General features: G+C 59.0%; 15 protein-coding genes and 3 pseudogenes. 9 read left to right on the top strand and 9 right to left on the bottom strand.

Annotated features, from left to right (window positions below; genetic code table 11):
- Positions 1–8: 8 nt before the first annotated feature.
- From HZ99_RS07675 to HZ99_RS07665, 3 genes and pseudogenes are all read right to left on the bottom strand, one after another.
- A pseudogene (locus HZ99_RS07675) lies at positions 9–642 on the bottom strand (MFS transporter).
- Positions 643–847: 205 nt separating this feature from the next.
- On the bottom strand, positions 848–2,002 hold the full coding sequence (locus tag HZ99_RS07670; protein ID WP_038442114.1) for an acyl-CoA dehydrogenase family protein: 1,155 nt from the start codon (positions 2,000–2,002) through the stop codon (positions 848–850).
- Positions 2,003–2,071: 69 nt separating this feature from the next.
- Positions 2,072–2,911 (bottom strand): IclR family transcriptional regulator, encoded by an 840-nt coding sequence (locus tag HZ99_RS07665; protein WP_038442112.1) that lies wholly within the window; start codon positions 2,909–2,911, stop codon positions 2,072–2,074.
- Between the two features lie 281 nt (positions 2,912–3,192).
- On the opposite strand from HZ99_RS07665, the gene HZ99_RS07660 reads away from it, so the two are divergent.
- Positions 3,193–4,425 carry a CaiB/BaiF CoA transferase family protein gene (locus HZ99_RS07660; RefSeq protein WP_038442110.1) on the top strand — a complete coding sequence of 411 codons (1,233 nt, stop codon included), beginning with the start codon at positions 3,193–3,195 and terminating at the stop codon, positions 4,423–4,425.
- 15 nt (positions 4,426–4,440) lie between these two features.
- Here HZ99_RS07660 and HZ99_RS07655 read toward each other — a convergent pair whose 3' ends face one another.
- Together HZ99_RS07655 and HZ99_RS07650 are read right to left on the bottom strand one after the other, a co-directional pair.
- Positions 4,441–5,154 (bottom strand): hypothetical protein, encoded by a 714-nt coding sequence (locus tag HZ99_RS07655; protein WP_144243162.1) that lies wholly within the window; start codon positions 5,152–5,154, stop codon positions 4,441–4,443.
- Positions 5,155–5,532: 378 nt separating this feature from the next.
- A complete protein-coding gene (locus HZ99_RS07650) occupies positions 5,533–5,928 on the bottom strand; it encodes a cupin domain-containing protein (protein WP_020302267.1) in 396 nt (131 codons plus the stop codon).
- Between the two features lie 104 nt (positions 5,929–6,032).
- Between HZ99_RS07650 and HZ99_RS07645 the strand changes: the two genes are divergently transcribed.
- On the top strand, positions 6,033–6,644 hold the full coding sequence (locus tag HZ99_RS07645) for a TetR/AcrR family transcriptional regulator (protein WP_032904921.1): 612 nt from the start codon (positions 6,033–6,035) through the stop codon (positions 6,642–6,644).
- On the opposite strand, the gene HZ99_RS07640 is transcribed toward HZ99_RS07645, so the two are convergent.
- Complete coding sequence (locus tag HZ99_RS07640) at positions 6,641–7,216, bottom strand: TetR/AcrR family transcriptional regulator (RefSeq protein WP_020302265.1); 576 nt, start codon at positions 7,214–7,216, stop codon at positions 6,641–6,643. The two genes, HZ99_RS07645 and HZ99_RS07640, sit on opposite strands and share 4 nt — an antisense overlap.
- Before the next feature lie 173 nt (positions 7,217–7,389).
- Between HZ99_RS07640 and HZ99_RS07635 the strand changes: the two genes are divergently transcribed.
- Genes HZ99_RS07635 through HZ99_RS07605 form a run of 7 tightly spaced genes read left to right on the top strand, consistent with a single transcriptional unit; the run spans position 7,390 to position 14,658 of the window.
- Positions 7,390–8,187, top strand: coding sequence for a crotonase/enoyl-CoA hydratase family protein (locus HZ99_RS07635; RefSeq protein ID WP_038442105.1), 798 nt, complete (start codon positions 7,390–7,392; stop codon positions 8,185–8,187).
- Between the two features lie 21 nt (positions 8,188–8,208).
- Positions 8,209–9,984, top strand: a complete 1,776-nt coding sequence (locus HZ99_RS07630; protein WP_051903115.1) for an acyl-CoA dehydrogenase family protein — start codon at positions 8,209–8,211, stop codon at positions 9,982–9,984.
- Positions 9,985–9,996: 12 nt separating this feature from the next.
- On the top strand, positions 9,997–11,688 hold the full coding sequence (locus HZ99_RS07625) for an AMP-binding protein (RefSeq protein WP_038442104.1): 1,692 nt from the start codon (positions 9,997–9,999) through the stop codon (positions 11,686–11,688).
- Positions 11,685–12,605 carry an alpha/beta fold hydrolase gene (locus tag HZ99_RS07620; protein WP_032902053.1) on the top strand — a complete coding sequence of 307 codons (921 nt, stop codon included), beginning with the start codon at positions 11,685–11,687 and terminating at the stop codon, positions 12,603–12,605. Before HZ99_RS07625 ends, HZ99_RS07620 begins: the two co-directional genes overlap by 4 nt.
- Positions 12,605–13,339 carry a nitroreductase family protein gene (locus tag HZ99_RS07615; protein ID WP_032902085.1) on the top strand — a complete coding sequence of 245 codons (735 nt, stop codon included), beginning with the start codon at positions 12,605–12,607 and terminating at the stop codon, positions 13,337–13,339. Before HZ99_RS07620 ends, HZ99_RS07615 begins: the two co-directional genes overlap by 1 nt.
- Before the next feature lie 37 nt (positions 13,340–13,376).
- Entirely contained in the window at positions 13,377–14,210 is an 834-nt protein-coding gene (locus tag HZ99_RS07610) for an enoyl-CoA hydratase/isomerase family protein (protein WP_032902055.1), read from the top strand.
- Positions 14,211–14,220: 10 nt separating this feature from the next.
- Positions 14,221–14,658, top strand: a complete 438-nt coding sequence (locus HZ99_RS07605; protein WP_032904920.1) for a hypothetical protein — start codon at positions 14,221–14,223, stop codon at positions 14,656–14,658.
- Between the two features lie 16 nt (positions 14,659–14,674).
- On the opposite strand, the pseudogene HZ99_RS29180 reads toward HZ99_RS07605, so the two are convergent.
- From HZ99_RS29180 to HZ99_RS07590, 3 genes and pseudogenes are all read right to left on the bottom strand, one after another.
- Positions 14,675–14,976, bottom strand: a pseudogene (locus HZ99_RS29180) (hypothetical protein).
- Positions 14,973–15,943: pseudogene (locus HZ99_RS27670) on the bottom strand (integrase domain-containing protein). The pseudogenes HZ99_RS29180 and HZ99_RS27670 overlap by 4 nt, the downstream one beginning before the upstream one ends.
- 912 nt (positions 15,944–16,855) lie before the next feature.
- Positions 16,856–18,178, bottom strand: a complete 1,323-nt coding sequence (locus HZ99_RS07590; RefSeq protein WP_020302255.1) for a tyrosine-type recombinase/integrase — start codon at positions 18,176–18,178, stop codon at positions 16,856–16,858.
- Positions 18,179–18,226 lie beyond the last annotated feature (48 nt).

Raw genomic sequence — 18,226 nt, 5'->3', positions numbered from 1 at the left:
TACAGGGGTTATTGTTTTTGGGGGTCAAACTGCTTGTCACGGATAAACAGCGCCGGGATCACCCCGCAGACAAAGTACGCCGCGCCCATCACCAAAAAGCCCACGCCAATCGAACCATGGGACGCGAGGAAGCCAATGGCCGCCGGTGCGAGCGCCGCGCCAATCCGGCCAATGTTGTAGGCGCCGCCCACGGCCGAGCCGCGCAATTTCGCCTCGAAGCTCTCGGTCATGTAGGTTGCCGGCCATCAGGGTGTTGCACGCGACATACAGTGCGCCCAGCCCGAGGGAGGCGAAGAAACGGGTGGCCGCGAACTGCCAGTAACTGTGGGTCAGGCCGAGGATCGCGGTGCCCACCGAGAACAGCACGATGCTCCACACCACGGTCTTGACCCGGCCAAAGCGGTCACAGGCCCAGCCGCCGCAAATCCCGCCGACCGCCATCCCGGCCAGGGTGAAGCTGCCCAGGCTACCGGCCTCGGCACTGGTCAGGCCGAACTCGGCTTTCAGGCTGCCGAGGCTGTAGGACAGCAGCATCAAGTCTGCGCCGTCGATCAAAAGACCCAGGAAGCAGAAAATAAAGACAATGATCCACAGGTTGTTTTTTACGGGCGACAACGCACCCGCTGATGCGGCAACTTCCATAGCGATACCTTGTTGTAGTTGTAGGGCACGGGTTATGGGTGTTGCAGATTGAAGCGCTATTGCCTGAACAAAGAAGACCTACTGTGGGAGCGGGCTTGCTCGCGAAAGCGCAGTGTCAGTCAACTATTTATTAACTGACCCACCGCTTTCGCGAGCAAGCCCACACACAAGCCCGGTTCCCCCCCCCTAGGGTTGTGTGTGGGGTTTAGCGCTGGGCCTCGCGAATCATGTTGCGGGCAATTACCAACTGCTGGATCTGCGTGGTGCCTTCATACAATCGGAACAGCCGTACATCGCGGTAAAACCGTTCGATCGCGTACTCGCTCACATACCCCGCACCGCCATGGATCTGCACGCAGCGGTCCGCTACCCGGCCGCACGTTTCCGTGGCAAACATCTTCGCGCAGGAGGCTTCGGTGCCAATATTCAGGCCGTCGTCACGCTTGCGCGCGGCGTCCAGCACCATGCAGCGGGCCGCGTAGATTTCGGCCTTGCTGTCGGCGAGCATGGCCTGGATCAGCTGGAACTCGGCAATCGGCTGGCCGAACTGCTTGCGGTCGATGGCGTAGTGCAGGGCATCGTCAAGCATGCGCTCGGCTGCGCCGACGCTGATCGCGGCGATGTGCAGGCGACCCTTGTCGAGCACCTTCATCGCGGTCTTGAAACCCACGCCTTCGACGCCGCCGATCAGTTGCTCGGCGGGCACGCGCACATTGTCGAAAATCACATCGCTGGTGTGGGCGCCTTGCTGGCCCATTTTGTGGTCGCGTTTGCCCAGGGACACGCCCGGGGTCGTGCGCTCGACGATAAACGCGCTGATGCCGCCCGAGCCCTTGATATCCGGGTTGGTGCGGGCCATCACCGTGAAAATCCCGGCATGGGGGGCGTTGGTGATAAAGCGCTTGGTGCCGTTGATTACATAATGCTCACCGTCGCGCACCGCAGTGGTTTTCAGCGAGGCGGCGTCGGAGCCGCAATCCGGTTCGGTCAGGCAGAACGCGCTGAGCAACTGGCCGCTGGCAAGCTTGGGCAAGTAGTGCTGTTTCTGCGCTTGAGTACCGTCCAGCAGAATACCGATGGAGCCGATGCCATTGTTGGTCCCGATGTAGGAGCGAAATGCCGGCGAAGTGCGCCCCAGCTCGAAGGCAATGCTGACTTCTTCCTCCATGGTCACGCCCAGGCCGCCATAGGCTTCGGGCAGGGTCAGGCCGAACAGGCCCATGTCCTGGAATTGCTGGACGATATCTGCCGGTATGTCATCGCACTGGGCGACTTCGTTTTCCCGTGGGATCAGCGCTTGATTGACGAACTGGCGAATGGAGTCCAGCAGGATATGGAGCGTTTGCGGGTCGCGGATCATGTGCATTCCTCGGCGGCCCGTTCGGCGGGCCTGTTGTATTGGATCTGCCGAGGCCGCGCACTGGTCGGTCTAGCGGGCGGCGGCCTCGATGTTGTTGACCATGTGCTTGAGACGCGGCCCGATGTCGTCTTCGAGTTTTCCCCGGGAAAGGTGAAAACTCGGCCCGCCACAGTTGAACGTCAACAGCCCATGTCGTGTGTGCAGCATGGGCACGGCGATGGCATTGACATCGCGGTGCCACTCACCGATCGACATGCAATAGCCGAAGTCGGTGTAATCCCTGAACGCGCGCTCCAGCCCTTTGCGAATGTTCGGCCAATCGTCCAGATGGCGCTGGCGGACATGCTCGAGCATGAACTCACGCTCGTTCTCCGGCATCGCCGCCAGGCACGCGCGGCCCGCCGAACTCAAGTGCAGTGGCAGGCGCGTACCGACCTGGCGACGCATGGTCATGTTCGCTTCGCCCTGGATCACGTCCAGGTACACCATGTCCAGGCGATCCCGGCTGGCCATCGCGACGGCGGCCTGGGCGTACCTGGCCATGATCTCCATCAGCGGGTGGGCCACGGCCCGCACCGACAGGTTGGAAAGCATCGCGTAACCAAACGCCATCACCCCCACCTCCAGCTGGTACCGGCCCGACTGCGGCAGGTGCTTGAGGTAGCCCAGGCGGGTCAGGGTGTGGGTCATGCGGGTCACCGTCGGTTTCGGCAAGCCGGTCTTGCGCGCCAGCTCCTGATTGCCCAACACGCTTTCGCTGGGGGTAAAGCAGCGCAACAGTTCCAGGCCTCGGGCCAGCGCAGTGACGAACTGGCGGTCTTTGTCTTCCTCCTCCTCGGTGCTCATCGGATCCACCAGCAGGTGTTCGAGAGCGTTGCTGCCTGTTGGCGTCTCTGGTGTGCGGCGCATGGTAGGCCTCCTTCTTTCGTAAAATCAATAAAACAAAACTATATTCCGCTATGCGAAATATAGCGAGTGATAGTGATTTTTCAGAAATTTTTGATTAGTTCTTTTTAATCAAATAGTTATGATTTTTTCTTTTGGGTTTAGGGGGGGGTTCGTTTACATCTTTCATGACGATACTTATGATTTCGATAAAATACGAAATATTATTTCGCATAGCAAAACAGTGGGTGGCAATGTCATCCAGAACCGACAGTCGGTGCTACAGACCTTCAGGAATAACAACAATGGGTGCATTAACAGGTTTGCGCGTACTGGATTTGAGCCGGGTATTGGCTGGGCCATGGTGTGGTCAGGTGTTGGCGGACCTGGGCGCGGAGGTGGTCAAGATCGAGCGCCCGCACAGCGGCGATGACACACGCGGCTGGGGGCCGCCGTGGATGAAGACCGACACCGGCGAATCCTCCGGCCAGGCTTCGTACTACCAGTCCACCAACCGCGGCAAGCTATCGGTTGCCATCGACCTGGCCAGCGCTGAAGGCCAGGCATTGGTGCAGGCGCTGGCGGCCAGTTCCGATGTACTGATCGAGAACTACAAGGCTGGCTCCCTGGCGCGCTATGGCCTGGACTACGAGGCCCTGGCCGAGATCAATCCGCGCCTGGTGTATTGCTCCATTACCGGCTTTGGCCAGACCGGCCCGCGCGCCGAAGAGCCCGGCTACGACTTCATCATCCAGGGCATTGGCGGCCTGATGAGCATCACCGGCGAGCGCGATGACTTACCGGGCGGCGGCCCGCAAAAAGTCGGCGTGGCGTTTTCAGACCTGATGACGGGGCTGTATTCCACGGTGGCGATCCAGGCCGCGTTGCTCAGTCGCGAGCGCACCGGTGTCGGCCAGCATATCGATATGGCCCTGCTGGACGTGCAGGTCGCGACACTGGCCAACCAAAGCATGAACTACCTGGCCTCTGGCAAGGTGCCCCAACGCTTTGGCAATGCTCACGCCAATATCGTGCCGTACCAGGTGTTCCGTGCGGCAGACCGCGATTTCATCATCGCCTGTGGCAACGACAGCCAGTTCATCGCTTTGTGCCAGAGCATCGGCCTGCCGCATCTGCCGGACGACCCACGCTTTCGACGCAATGCCGATCGTGTTGCCCATCGGGGCGAAATCGTCGAGCGGCTGTCGGCACACTTCCTCCACCGCACGGCTGATGAGTGGGTCAGTTGCATCCATGCCGCGAAAGTGCCGGTGGGCGCGATCAACAACATCGCGCAGTCCCTGCAAGAGCCTCAGGTGGTTGCCCGCGGGCTGATGGTCAAGATTCCCCACCCGCAAAACCCCGACTTCGCCATGGTTGGCAGCCCGATCAAGATGTCTGGCACCCCGGTGGAGTACGTGCGGCCGGCGCCGATGTTGGGGCAGCATACGGATGAGGTATTGGCTGGGCGCCTGGGCTTGTCCACTGAGCAATTGGGGCAACTGAAGGGGAGCGGGGTGATTGAGCAATTGCCGTAATGGGCGCGTGTTGGGTCAACGTTGCAGTATTTTGCCCAACGCGCCCATATCCATCGCTTCATTCATTCTCAAGGGCGCAGAAAAGGTGAAGGGCTCCTTGTAGAGCGACTCATAGTGCATCTGTACGAAGATGTCATTCCTTTGCAGGAACAGGCTCATTTGCAGCAGGCACAAGGGGCCGAACTGCGTGCTTTTAGTCGGCTCCAGAATCGCGATGTCATTCCCCGGCCTGACGGCTGCGCCTTGGGTGGGCCAGCCTTTGGCAAAGCATTCGGGATTCAGGCGCGCCTTCTCCAGCACAGCGGGCCAGCGACTGTCCCCCAGCCCATCGAACTGTTCATCACCGACGCGAATGCTGAACGAGGTGATGATGCCAGGCCCAATCCCCTCATTGGAAAGGTACAAACCGCTTTTTTCGGCCGCCAAATAAGGCGTGATCATCAGGTACGGCCTGACGGACAGCCGGTTGTGCTCGCGCATCAGGTCCAACTGCCAGAAGGAAATCGACGCGGCCGCAATGGAGATCACCACGGCGGCCAGTGAGAGGAGCGTGCCAGAGGCGCGCTTGGGCGTTTGCGGTGTCAGCGCTGCGATGGGGCGACGCGGTTTGAAAAAGGGATGGTCATGCAGTTTTTTCACGGGTCGACTCCCTGTCGATAGGGTGGCGCGGGAAAATTCGGGCAAAAAAAAGCCTGCATTTCTGCAGGCTTCTTTTAACGTCTGGCTCACGACCTGGACTCGAACAGAAAAATAACCATTTGTTTTACAATGAAATTATGCTGATTTTTAGTATTCATATCCCTACGATTATCCTAATCAAGCCCGTATTTTATTGGAGTTCTTTCGATTCCCCATGAGCACGGCAGCAGCAAGCTGCCGAAGGTGGCGTACCCAGGCCATTCTGTGCTGGATCAGGAAAGTACATCCGAATGACTCCTTTTGGTTGTGACTGCTTGTCATAAATGGCCGAAAGCAACCCAAAGCAGCCAATCAATTTCAATTCAAGTTGGGTGCGTTCACCTGTGAGCGGGGCGAGCAACTGTTCAGGTCATAAAACTGGAGCATGACTGCAGGTGGCCTGAACACGATGCGAAGATCCATGTGAGGTCAATCAACGGATCCGCTGGTTACCACGGTGAATTTCCGGCTGAACTCAAAGACCTCGCAGACCCCCGTGTGCCCAGCCGGAATCGAGACGGCATCGCCCGCGCTCATCTCGAATCGCTCGCCGGTGTCCATGGTGATGGCGATGCGACCTTCGATCAGCACGAAGGCTTCATCATTATCGAAGCGCCAGTCAAACTTCGACGGTTGTGAAGTGAAGAACGCCACGGCTTTGTACGGGGTTTTCACGCCGACCGTACGCAGAAGCTTCATCCGGGTGTCGGGATTGCCTTCGATCACATCATCGCCCAGTGGGTAGGCAAGCCAGCCATCGGGAGTGTTCAGCGATGCCAGGGCTACGGAATCGATTGGATTGGGAAGTGTGGGGCGAACGGTCATCTTTTCGGTGCCTCGTATTGGAAGAGGTGGATGAACGACTATGACAAGTGGCATAGTCGAGGTCGAGACTACATCAAAATATGACAGGTGGCATAATTTTTACGATGAGCGCTTCCACTCGTGACCGAATGATCGTCGGCGCCGCGGATCTTCTGCGCCGCAAGGGCATGACCGCGACCAGCATGCGCGAGGTCGTTCGTTACTCGAACACGCCGCGCGGCTCCATTGCGCACCACTTTCCCGGCGGCAAGCGTCAGCTGCTTGAGGCCGCCGTCGACCACGCGGGTCGAGAGGTTAGCGAGCCGCTGGTGCAGCTGCTGGGCAAGCATGGTCCTTTGAAAGGTTTGGAGCTGTTCGTCGCCCTGTGGCGCAGCACCCTTGAAGAGACGGCCTTCCAGGCCGGCTGTGCGGTGTTGGCCGTGGCGGTCGAGCAGTACACGTCCGACCAGCGCGGCGAGTCGGAAACCGAACTGGAAGCGCAGATCCAGTTGCAGCTGCTGGATCAGGCCAACGGCATCTTTGTGCGATGGCAGGAAATCATCAGTCATTCGCTACAGGAAGCGGGCGTAGCGGAAATCCGCTCTCGCAGCTTGGCACTGTTCGCGATTGCTTCCATCGAGGGTTCTGTCGCGCTGTGCAGAGCCGCTCGCAGTGTGGAGCCGCTCGACCTGATCTGGCAGGAATTGCAACGGAGTTTTGAGCGGGAACTGGCCTAGACGCCTACGCCCGCTGATTCCAGCTGATGCAGGCCTCGCTCGGTCACAGCATCTATGTAGCTCGGATCGCCATAGATACGAGCCAGCAAGATGGCCCCCTCGAAGTCGGCCACCAACTGCCTCGCCAGCCGTTGCGCCTCCTCCTGGCTGTACCCGGCGCTATAGAGCTTGGCGAACGCGGCAGTCCAGTCATCCAGGAAGAGCCGGATCGGCTCCATCAGCTCCACCTTGCCATAGGTGGCATCGACCGCGACGACGCCCATCAGACAACCGATCGAGTCGTCCTGGAAGAGCTTCTTGGCTTTGCGCCCCATGCTTGTGAGTCGCTCTTGCGGAGCCAGGTTTTCATCGAAGGCGATGGAGAACAGCGACTGTTTCAACCGCTCATGCGTCCAGCCCAGCACGTCCCGCAGTAGCGATTCCTTGTTGGGGTAGTGATGGTAGAAGGACGCCTTGGTCAACCCGCAGGCGGACGACAACGCATCCATGGTGGTGCCGTGGTAGCCGAGGCGCTTGAAGGTATTGGCGCAGCGCTGCAGAAGCTCATCGCGTGGGATTTTCAGTGGGCGCACGGGTTACTCCTGCTCTAAATCATGCAGATTGATTCTACGTCATAAGCCTTGGCGTCTCAATTTGACGGTTACCGAATGTTTGTTTAGTTTTATCAAACCGAACATTCGGTAAGTAATTAGAGCCCGCCTGGAATTGCCAGGCAGCCCCCTCATTAAGCCAGGAGAAGTCTCCCATGAGCGAAGCAAACAGCGGTCCGGGTCGCGTTACCCGAGAGCAGCGTGGTCATCTGTTCCTTATCGGTCTTGAACGGGCCGGCAAACGCAACGCTTTCGACAGCGCCATGCTCAATGACTTGGCCCTGGCCATGGGGGAATTCGAGCGCAACGATGAAATGCGCTGCGCCGTCGTGTTCGCCCACGGCGACCATTTCACGGCAGGCCTCGATCTGATGGAGCTGACGCCGAAGCTGGCTTCGGGCGGCTTCAAGTACCCGGACGAGGGTATCGACCCGTGGGGCGTCTCGAAGCCGCGCCGCACCAAACCAGTGGTCCTCGCCGTGCAAGGCACCTGCTGGACTGCGGGCATCGAGCTGGTGCTCAACGCCGACATCGCGATTGCCGCCAGCAACACCCGCTTCGCCCACCTGGAGGTGCTGCGCGGCATTCCGCCGTCTGGCGGCTCCACCGTGCGCTTTACTCAGGCCGCAGGTTGGACTAACGCCATGCGCTACATGCTGACCGGCGAAGAGTTTGGGGCTGACGAGGCGCTGGCTATGCGTTTGTTGACCGAGGTCGTTGAGCCAGGCCAGGAACTGGCGCGCGCCATCGAGTACGCCGAGCGCATCGCCAAAGCCGCACCGCTGGCCATCAAGGCCACCCTGCAGTCTGCCTTCCAGGCGCGCGACGAGGGTGACGATGCCGCGCTCTCCAAGCTCAACGAACTGCTGTTCACGCTGATCAAGAGCGAAGACGTGCGTGAAGGCGTCATGGCGATGATGCAGAAGCGCGAACCGGTGTTCAAAGGTCGTTAACCAATAAGGCAGGGGCAAGAGATGCTGCAGTACCAAGCACCACTGGAGGAGTTCAACTTCCTCGCTCACAAGGTTCTTCGACTTTCAGAGCTGTTGCCTCTGCTGCCACAGCACCACCATATCGACGTCGACCTGTTCAAGGCCACTCTGGAGGTCGGTGCCGAGCTCACCCAAGAGCAACTGCTGCCCTTGAACGGCAGCGGCGATGCCGAGGGTTGCAGGCTTGAACAGGGTGGGGTCAAAACCCCACAGGGCTTCAAGTCAGCTTACCGCCTGTTTCAGGAGAACGGCTGGCCCGCCCTGACGGTCCCACTGTCCATTGGGGGGCAAGGTTTCCCAGGAACGGCAGGTGTCTTCTTTGACGAGATGCTCGCCTCCACCAACCTGTCTTTCAGCATTTTCGCCAACGTGCGCGAAGGTGTTCTCCGTTGTGTCGACCGATTCGGCGATGAGCGGGTTCGATCCCTGTTTTCCGACAAGCTTGCCAGTGGCGAATGGCTTGGCACCATGTGCCTTACCGAGCCTCAGGCTGGCAGCGATCTTGGTCTGATTCGCACGACTGCAGTCACGCAGTCGGATGGCTCCTACCTCCTGAGTGGAACCAAGATATTCATCTCGAACGGCGATCACGACCTGACCGAGAACATCGTTCACCTGGTGCTCGCCAGAACGGAAGGGGCCCCGGCAGGTACTGGCGGCCTCAGCCTATTCGTCGTGCCGAAATACCAATTGGAGGTTCCTGCCTCAGCCAACGGGGTGTCGGTCATCGCGCTTGAGCACAAGCATGGCATTCGTGCCAACGCCACATGCGCCCTGGCATTCGAGAATGCCAGGGGCTACCGCGTCGGCGAATTGAACCGTGGCCTTGCCTGCATGTTCCTGCTGATGAACAGCGCACGGCTCGCCGTCGGTGTCCAAACCGTAGGTCTGGCCGAGGTCGCTTACCAAAACGCGCTGCGCTATACCCAGGAGCGCTTGCAAGGCCGCGCGCTGAATGGTGCCACGCACCCCGATCAACCCGCTGACCCTCTGTTAAGTCATATTGGCATCAAGTCGAGCCTTGTTCAGCAGCGGCTGTTTATTGAGCCAGCACGCTTGCTCTGCGCCTGGGTCGGCACCCTGCTTGATGAAGCGCGTTGCCACCCGGATGACGCGCGACGCAAGGAGGCCTCACAGCTGGCAGAGTTGTTGACCCCCATCGTCAAGGGCTACCTGTCTCAGCACGCGGGTACACATATCTCGTCCGCTCTCCAGCTGTTCGGTGGGCACGGTTACATCGTCGAAACCGGCATGGAGCAGCTGCTGCGCGATGCGGCCATCTGTCCGATCTATGAAGGCACGAACTACATCCAGTCTCTGGACTTGCTAGGGCGCAAGACTCTGAGCGATCAGGGACAGCGCTTGGGGATCTTCCTCAGCCACATCCCCGCGCTAGCCGAGCGTCTGCGCCAGCGTCCAGGACTGGAAGGGGTCGCCACGACCTTGGCGTCATGGGGGACCGAGTTCGAACCATTGGTTCAGCAACTATCGGTCGATACGGTTTTCAACCGGGACGTTGTGGGTTTGGTTGCGCCGGACTTCCTTGAACTGCTGGGTACCGTTGTTTTTGGCTATTTGTGGGCATGGATCGCGGATGCCGTCGCGCCGTCAACGTCTGATGAAGAATTCCTCAGAAGCAAACCTGCTCTGGCCCGTCTGTATTTTTCCGAAGCCGAAGTACGTGTTCCTTCACTTATCGAAAAGCTGAAGCGCAATGCATCGCGTCTTGGGCTGCTCGAACAGATCCAACTCTGCTAGGGCGGACCACAGATGAATCGTTCAAATAAAAAAGATAATGAGAAACTGAAGTTAGTCAGTACCCCGCAGAGTGGCAGCGAGCTTGCTGACCTTGGGGTTTGCACCATAGAAGAGCTGCTGCAGCGTAGCGCTATGAAAACGCCTAAAGCCCCGGCCCTGTCGGCAATGGGTGCCAACATAAGCTACGAGCGATTACAGAATCTGAGTGCTGCGGTAGCGACCTGGTTGATCAACCAGGGGCTGCAACCGGGAGCTCGGGTTGCAGTCGCTTTGCCGAACATGCTCGCCCATCCGGTGGCGTGCCTGGGAATAATCCGGGCGGGTTTGATCGCCGTCTGTGTGAACCCTTTGTATACGCCGCAGGAGCTGGCGCAGGTTTTCAAGGACAGTGAAGTCAAAGCCGTATTTCTCTTCGAACCCATGGGCCAGGGTGTCCAGCAGGCCATGCTCAAGGCCGGTGTAAGTATTGCTGTGCAAGTCGCCCCAGGTGATCAACTAGGCTGGCGACGGTCATTGGTTAATTGGGTAGCTCATCGACGCTTGGGTAGTAAGTTCACCCGCATAGAAGGAGCCGTCGACTGGCGCAAGGTCGTAGCGACTCGTGCGACCAAACTAAGTCAACGCGCGCCCATTACAGCCGAGCAGACGGCCTTCATAATCTATAGCGGTGGCACTACAGGGCAGCCCAAAGGAGTGCCCATCAGTCATCGGGCTTTGCTGTTCAACGTTGGCCAACAGCATTCGGCTCTGCGTCCGCATCTTTTAGGCAGGGCCGAGCCGGATTACGTGTTGCTGCTCGCGGTGCCGCTCTACCACATTCTCGGCCTGGGCAATCTGCTCTTCACCCTGGCCAAAGGCGGTAAAGCGGTATTGGTGATGAATCCACGCGATACCACGGCGTTTGTCAAAGAGTGGTCCCGGCACCGCATAAGCAGTTTCCCCGGCGTCAACACCCTCTACAACTCGCTCCTGGAGAACGAAGAATTTCACTCGCAGGACTTCACGGACCTCGCTCTCTGCCTCGGTGCGGGCATGCCGGTCAGCGAGTCCACGGCCAAGTTCTGGCACCGGATCACTGGCTGCCATATCACCGAAGCCTACGGTATGACTGAAACCGGACTGATTTCCTGCAACCCGGCCGGACGCTCCCGCCCCGGCTCGGTAGGTTTGCCAGTAGCGGGAATTGAAATTTCCCTACGAAGCGAGAATGACGACGAGGTCACCGTCGGTGCCGGCGAGATATGTGTGCGCAGCCCCGCCATCATGGCCGGTTACTGGCGACGGCCCGAAGAAAACGCGTCTGCATTCACCAGCGATGGCTTCTTCCGCACGGGGGACATCGGTCTCTTCGACCCGGACGGCTATCTGCGCCTGGTCGACCGCAAAAAGGAAATGATCATTTCCTCGGGATTCAAAGTCTTCCCTTCGGAGATCGAGCGAGTTCTGAATGCTCACCCCGGGGTGATGGAGTCGGCGGTCGTGCCGGCTCCTGACGAGAAGGCCGGAGAAATACCCATCGCCTACGTCGTTCGTCGCCAACCCTATCTGGATGAGGTCCACGTGATCGCACACTGCGAAAAGTATCTAGTCAGCTACAAGCGTCCCCGCCGCATCATCTTCCGAGACGACTTGCCCAAGAGCAATGTGGGCAAGATTCTCCGAAAAGAACTGGTTGGCGCAGAACAGCAGGAGTGCTCTGAATGACTCTGCCTAATTCAGCCGCCACCTTCTCGGTGATTGATCAACTGACGCTAGTGGCCGACGACGGCTACCGCCTCGCCGCCACCCGCTATTCAGCACAGGGCAATCTGAAGGGCAACCTGATCATGGCCGGTGCGACCGGTGTGCAACAGCGTTTCTACCGCCGCTTCGCCGAGCATGCCAGTAAACAAGGCTTCAACGTCCTGACTGTCGATTACCGAGGTATCGGAGAGTCCAGGCCCACATCCCTGAAAGGTTTCGAGATGTCCTACCTGGACTGGGGCTTTCGCGATCTGGCAGCAGCCGTTGAGCACATGGACGATGGCAGGACTCCGCTGTTCTGGGTCGGCCACTCCTTTGGTGGGCATGCTCTGGGCTTGCTGCCCAATCATCACAAGATCACTTCTGCCTATTGCTTCGGTACTGGCGCCGGATGGGCCGGGTGGATGCCCAGGCTTGAAGCCTTCAAGGTTCGCCTGCTGTGGTCTTGTGTTCTGCCGCTGATCGTCGCGTACAAGGGCTACATGGCCTGGAGCATGCTGGGGATGGGCGATGACCTGCCGCTGGGTGTCTACAAAGACTGGCGGCGCTGGTGTGCCCACCCCCATTACTTCTTCGACGATCCCTCAATGGCTCCGGTCGCCAGCCTTTATGCAGAAGTCCGCATGCCCTGCGTCTTCGCCAATGCGGTGGATGACCCATGGGCGCCTCCTGCCTCGCGAGACGCCTTCCTCAAGGGTTATCGCAATGCTCCGTTGCTGACGCGTGATCTCCATCCCGAGACGAAAAAGCACCCCATCGGTCACATGGGGTATTTCCGGGCTTCAGCTACGGATGCCTGGGACGAGGTGCTCAACTGGTTTGCGGCGCAGAGCAACAGTACAACGACGCAAAGTCGCGCTGGCACGGGATGCCGCTGATGAGCACCACCGCGCCACGCACAGAGTTTTCTGCATCCGCCAAGGTATTCCGCTCACTGGTCGAAAGTCGGCGCGCAGTGCGACGTTTCACGGCCGAAGCGGTGCCCAAGGCGGTTATCCAGGAGTGCCTGGAGCTGGCAATGCTGGCACCTAGCTCATGCAATCTGCAGCCTTGGTCTTTTCATGTCGTACGCAATCCCGATCTCCTGCAACAACTGCAGCCTGTGTGTTTGGGCCAGAGCGCTGCGAAAGCACCGCTGATCATTGCCGTGTTCGCACATTCGAACACCTGGGAACAGGCATGTGCCGATGTACTCAGGCTTTGGCCAGAACCCGCTGTGCCCAAGGCGATTGAGCATTTCTACAAGAACAGCGCCCCATTCCAGTACAACCAGGGCTGGTTGGGTTGGCGCGGTTTGCTCAAACGACAGATGGTCAGGCTGATGGGCTTCAGGCGCCCCGTCATGCGCACGCCCAATAGCCTGGAACAGATGCGACTCTGGGCCGTGAAGTCGACAGCGCTGGCGGCGCAGAACCTGATGCTGGCGTTCCAGAGCCACGGCTACAGCACCTGCCCCATGGAGGGCTTCGATGAGAAGCGTCTGAAGCAGGTGCTGCCCGTTCCGAAAGGCGCAATCCCAGTCATGCTGCTGGCGGTCGGGATGCCGGGAGAACGCGCGGTCTACAACCCACGGTTGCGCTTCCCGCTCAATCAGCGCGTGGCGTGGCATTGATCATCCGCACAGAACAATAACAAGAGGGCTAGCTGCTATGGCTTTTACCCAAATCGACTACGAGACACACGGCCCTATCAGGGTCATCCGTTTCAATCGCCCAGACAAGCGCAACTGCATTGGGCCAACCACCCACTTGGAGCTGGTGGAGGCCTGGACACGTTTCCGGGATGACCAGAGTGCTCTGGTTGCGATCATCACTGGTGCCGGCGACAAAGCTTTCTGTACCGGTGGAGACCTTGAGGCAGGATTTGACCTGGTGCCTTCCACCGCGGACGAGATTGCTGCGCACGACCGCGGCGAGCGCCCGGGTATTCTCGGACCCAGCCGTTGGACGGACATCTACAAGCCCGTGATCGCTGCTGTGAATGGCGCTGCCTACGCCGGCGGCCTGGAATGGGCCTGCTTCGCAGACATGCGCATCGCCGAGGAGCACGCCTCCTTCGGTGTGACCTGTCGCCGCTGGAACATTGGCCTGGCCGATGGCGGCAGCCAACGCCTGCCGCGCATCGTGGGGTTGGGCAGGGCAATGGAGCTGATCCTGACAGGCAAGGTCATCTCGGCCTCTGAAGCCCTCTCCATTGGCTTGGCCAATGAAGTGGTCCCCAAAGGGCGCTCACTGGAGCGTGCGATGGAGCTGGCCAAATTCCTCTGTGCCCTCCCTCAACCCGCCATGTGCGCGGACAAGGAGGCCGCGATCCGCGGCTATGGTCAACCCCTGGCTGAGGGCTTGCGCATCGAGGCGGAGTGCTTCAACCGTTCCATCCATCAACCCGAGACCCGCGAGGGGCTGCGTCGCTTTCTTGAGCGCGATCATCCCGACAGACGCTCCGATGCACCAACTAAGACGCCAGGTTTGATCAGGGACTGAGGAGAACACCATGCGATTTAACCTTTTGCTTCAACTACATCTTTTCGCCGTGGCCTTCTGGCTGGGCGTCGTAGCGGTCGAGTACCTGCTTGAACGCACCCGAGCACAGAGTCGGAGTCAGGGCTTCACAGTCGCCAGGCTGCACAGCCAGATCGATCTGTTCTTCGAGATGCCCGCCTTCAGCGTGGTGCTGGTGACCGGATTGCTGCTCATCGAGCCTGCGCGCTTCGACGGAATTTATGCCCTAAAAGTTGTGGCAGGAGGCATCGCTGTTCTCGGCAATGCACTGTGCCTTGTGCCCGTACTGAAGCGACGTGCATCCGCAGAGACAGACGACCTCGCCGATGTCATTTATCAGTCAAAGATGATCGACCAGATCTCCTTGTTGGCCATCCCGGCTGGGCTGGTGGCACTAGCCTGTGGTGTCTATCTGACGGTACTTCGCTGACATCTTGATACCCTGCTCAAAGGTTCGTTTTTGGCCGGTTGTTGGCCCTTGTTTGGCGGTTGAACTGCCAGGACTTTCCTAGACGATGAGCAAGCAAGTGCACGGTCAGCAGATAGTAATAGCGCGTCGATTCAGCGTGCTGGTTCATATGGTGATATAGGAACCATGCGAGATGCTTTTGCTGCCAAGTCCATGGATTGTCGCGTCGCCAGCGATCAGCTATTGCTGTTTGGATAGCCTTCGCTGACGCAGGTGGCGTTGGCGTGTGGTATGAGACCCGCCCGCCAGGAACAACTCCATATCGAATGCCTTACTCATGCTCGGCCCCCTATGTAAGCCGAAACTACGTCGATACGACCGTGCCCCAGCTCATAGCTGATTTGTGCTCGGGCCTCCTGATCGAGGTGTCGGTCGGGCTGGTAGCAGCTGCCACCGTTGATGGGTGCAGGATGCTGGGTGATTTGCTCATAGCGTTTGCACGCATAGGTCGCCCGCAATTCGTGGAAACCCTTGAGGTTGTGCGCATGGAGAATCTCCCGTGCGGGGCGAACGATTACCTGTTGGAAATCGAGGTAGCGTTCATTCGCTGCAAGCAGGTTGCGGCTACCGTCAGGCGAGACTTGAAGGGCGAATGCCAGTGCGTCGAGGATGTGCTCATCCACCGAGGGGCCGAGGCGCCGGATCGGCCACCTTTGGTGCCGTCTTGGATGTTGATCCTCCCGAGTTGCTCGGCTTCCCGTTGTAGTCGGGGAAGGTCGGCCAAAATCGCCTCGCGTAAGCGCATACCGGTTGCTCGCGCCAACTGCGCGATGGAGGCGGCGCGCGACTGCTGATGTCCGCAGAGCCCGTCTACGACCCGCTTCACGTGTTCGCGGTCTTGGCCTTGCGGCACCGAGCGACGAACACTGGTGCGCCGCATTCCCAACGCCTTGCTCGGACTCGCCACCTTCACATACTGATCACCGCGCAGCGCAGCCATCGTTCGGTTCACGCTGGACAACCGGTTTTGCGCGGTGGCGATGCCGATAGCGCCTTGTTCAACGTGCTGGCGCAGATGTCCGGCGTAGTCCAGCAAGGTCTGCCGATCAATCTGCCGCGCATCGTTAAACCCTGGCCCATCCTCCGAGCGACACCAGCGTACAAACGCCTGCCAGCGATCACTGTGCGCCTTGACGGTCCCGTAATGCCCGCCGCCAAATAGATCGCGCAATGCCTGCGGCCCGGCATAACTCAGTTGCCGGCCATAGCCAAAATTGCGTCCATCTCGCCTGCCCACCAGTGCCATGATCGAACGCCTCTCGAAGCCAATACTTTTAAAACCTTCCCCACGTCATCCCGCCAAGAATGTTGAGTGTTATCAGGGATCAAGGCCCCTGCGGCCTGTGAGGGTTGTCCACTCACGCGGGACTGGCGGCTCCTTACGACCGGGAGCTTGGGCATCTCATGATCTGACCTCCTGAGCACTTCCGAGGAAGTGGGCGGGTGGAGGCTGCACTGGCTGACGAGACCAGCGCCGCGAGATCCTGAGTCGGGTGAAGGCAGTGATGAGATGACCGGGGCATGCCTGACTGTCAGTCAGGTGCAACCCATTCCTTGGGCTGCGGCACCATCATCTGCATCGCTGTTGCTGGTGACTTCGGTGTTTGTCACGCCGATTGTCACGAGGGGGAATGCCGCAAAGCCTTGTACGAGTTGGGCTGCAGCAGCGGTAGGAGCGCCCGTCTCTTTCCGGGAGAAAGAGACGGGCGCAGGTTGGCGCAATGAAATGGCCAAGCGAATAGGTTGCTGCAGGGCAGCTATAAAAGGGTATGAGTTGCCGCAGTGGGCACACTGGTAAAAGTAGGCATCCATCACTCGGTGAGTGACCGTGCGAGCCGCCGGACGCTAATCGCACTTTGGGAGAACCACCACGGTGTGGCGTAGCCTTAAAGGTTCTGGCTACCTGGGTTGCTGTCAGCGACAGCGCTTTGCCCGACCTTTTCTACGCCTGTGGAGAATTAGGGTCAAGGCTCGAATTTTCGGGAGTTCTGCGGCTGTGGATGAAATTATCCACTAATGGAAATCAGTGGTTTTCCACAGACAATTGCGTGGGCTTTAGATTTTTTAAGTGAGGTCCATCCAAACAGGGCGGCTTTGCAGCCCTGTTTGGATGGACCCGCGTGGACAAACGGATCACTGAGATATGAGGACCGAGCGCTTACTCAGTTGCGCCACGTTTTGCTTTTAGGCGAGTGACATTGGCACCCGTCTGATTGGCGAATTCGCGTGGGCTGACATGCTTCTGCTGATTAGCCTCAAGGTAGCGACTCCACCAGTTCATGATCAGCCTGCGCTCCTCGATGAACTCGGCCTTGTGGATGTAAGCGGCGCGGACGTTGTTGCGTTCCTTGTGGCTCATCTGCCGCTCGATGGCTGTGTCCGTCCACAAGCCTGACTCGATCAGTGCGCTGCAGGCCATCGAACGAAACCCATGCCCACAGATCTCGGATTTGGTGTCGTACCCCATCTTCCGAAGCGCGCTGTTCACCGTGTTTTCGGACATTGGTTTCCAAGACTTGGTATCGCCTGCGAACACCAAGTCAAATTTGCCTGTGATTGCGTGGATCTGCTCGAGCAGGGCGATCGCTTGCGGCGATAAGGGTACAAGATGGATATCGCCTGCCATCTTCGTACCCCTTGTGGAAAAGGGTACGCCTTCCAACGCTGGTCGCGTGTCGGGTATTTCCCAGACGCCACGTTTGAGGTCGAACTCGCTCCAGCGGGCGAAGCGCAGCTCGCTGGAGCGTACAAACACGTGCAGCGACAGCAAGACCGTCAGCCGGGTAAGTGCGCGGCCTTTATAGGTGTCGATCCGTTCCTGCAATTCAGGCAAGCGCGATAAGGATAAGGCGGGGCGGTGGACGACCCGCGAGGCTTTGATCGAGCCTACGAGGTCGTAAGCAGGGTTTACGGTGATAAGCCGGAGGCGCTTTGCCTCGCGCATGATGCTCTGCAGGTAGTTTTGTACCCTTAAAGCAATATCTATCGTTCCGCGCTTCTTAATCGCGTCCAGGGGCCGCATAAGGTCGTGGGTATCAAGGTCGACAATGGCGCGGGCGCCGATCAGCGGGAAGAGATGAGTTTTGAGGCGACTCATCACTGTCTTGGAATAGTCCGGTGCCCACTTGGCTGACATTTCCGTGTGCCAGCCGAGGGCAACGCTTTCAAAGGTGCGGCCTTTGATTAGGGCTTGCGTCTTGGCTTGGTGCTTGGCTCCTATAGGGTCAATGCCATCCGCCAGCATTCGCTTGACCTCCAAGCGCTTGCGGCGCGCATCCGAGAGGCCAACGATGGGGTAGTTGCCGAATGAGGTCAGTCCTTCCCGGCCATCAGGTTTGACGTATCTGAGACGCCAGCCTTTGCGGCCATTGGGTTGGACTAGAAGGTAAAGGCCGTCGCCGTCGAAAAGCTTGTAGGCGCGGTCTGTGGGCTTGGCCGAACGGCAAGCGGCGTCGGAGAGTGGAGCAGTAGTGCGCGACATAAGGGTACTCCCTTTTATCGAACTGACCTTTATCCCAAACTCTACCCT

The sequence above is a fragment of the Pseudomonas fluorescens genome (genome assembly GCF_000730425.1).
GTDB lineage: Bacteria > Pseudomonadota > Gammaproteobacteria > Pseudomonadales > Pseudomonadaceae > Aquipseudomonas > Aquipseudomonas fluorescens_X.
Note: the sequence above shows the minus strand (reverse complement) of the source record. Positions and strands in the feature narration are given on the sequence as shown.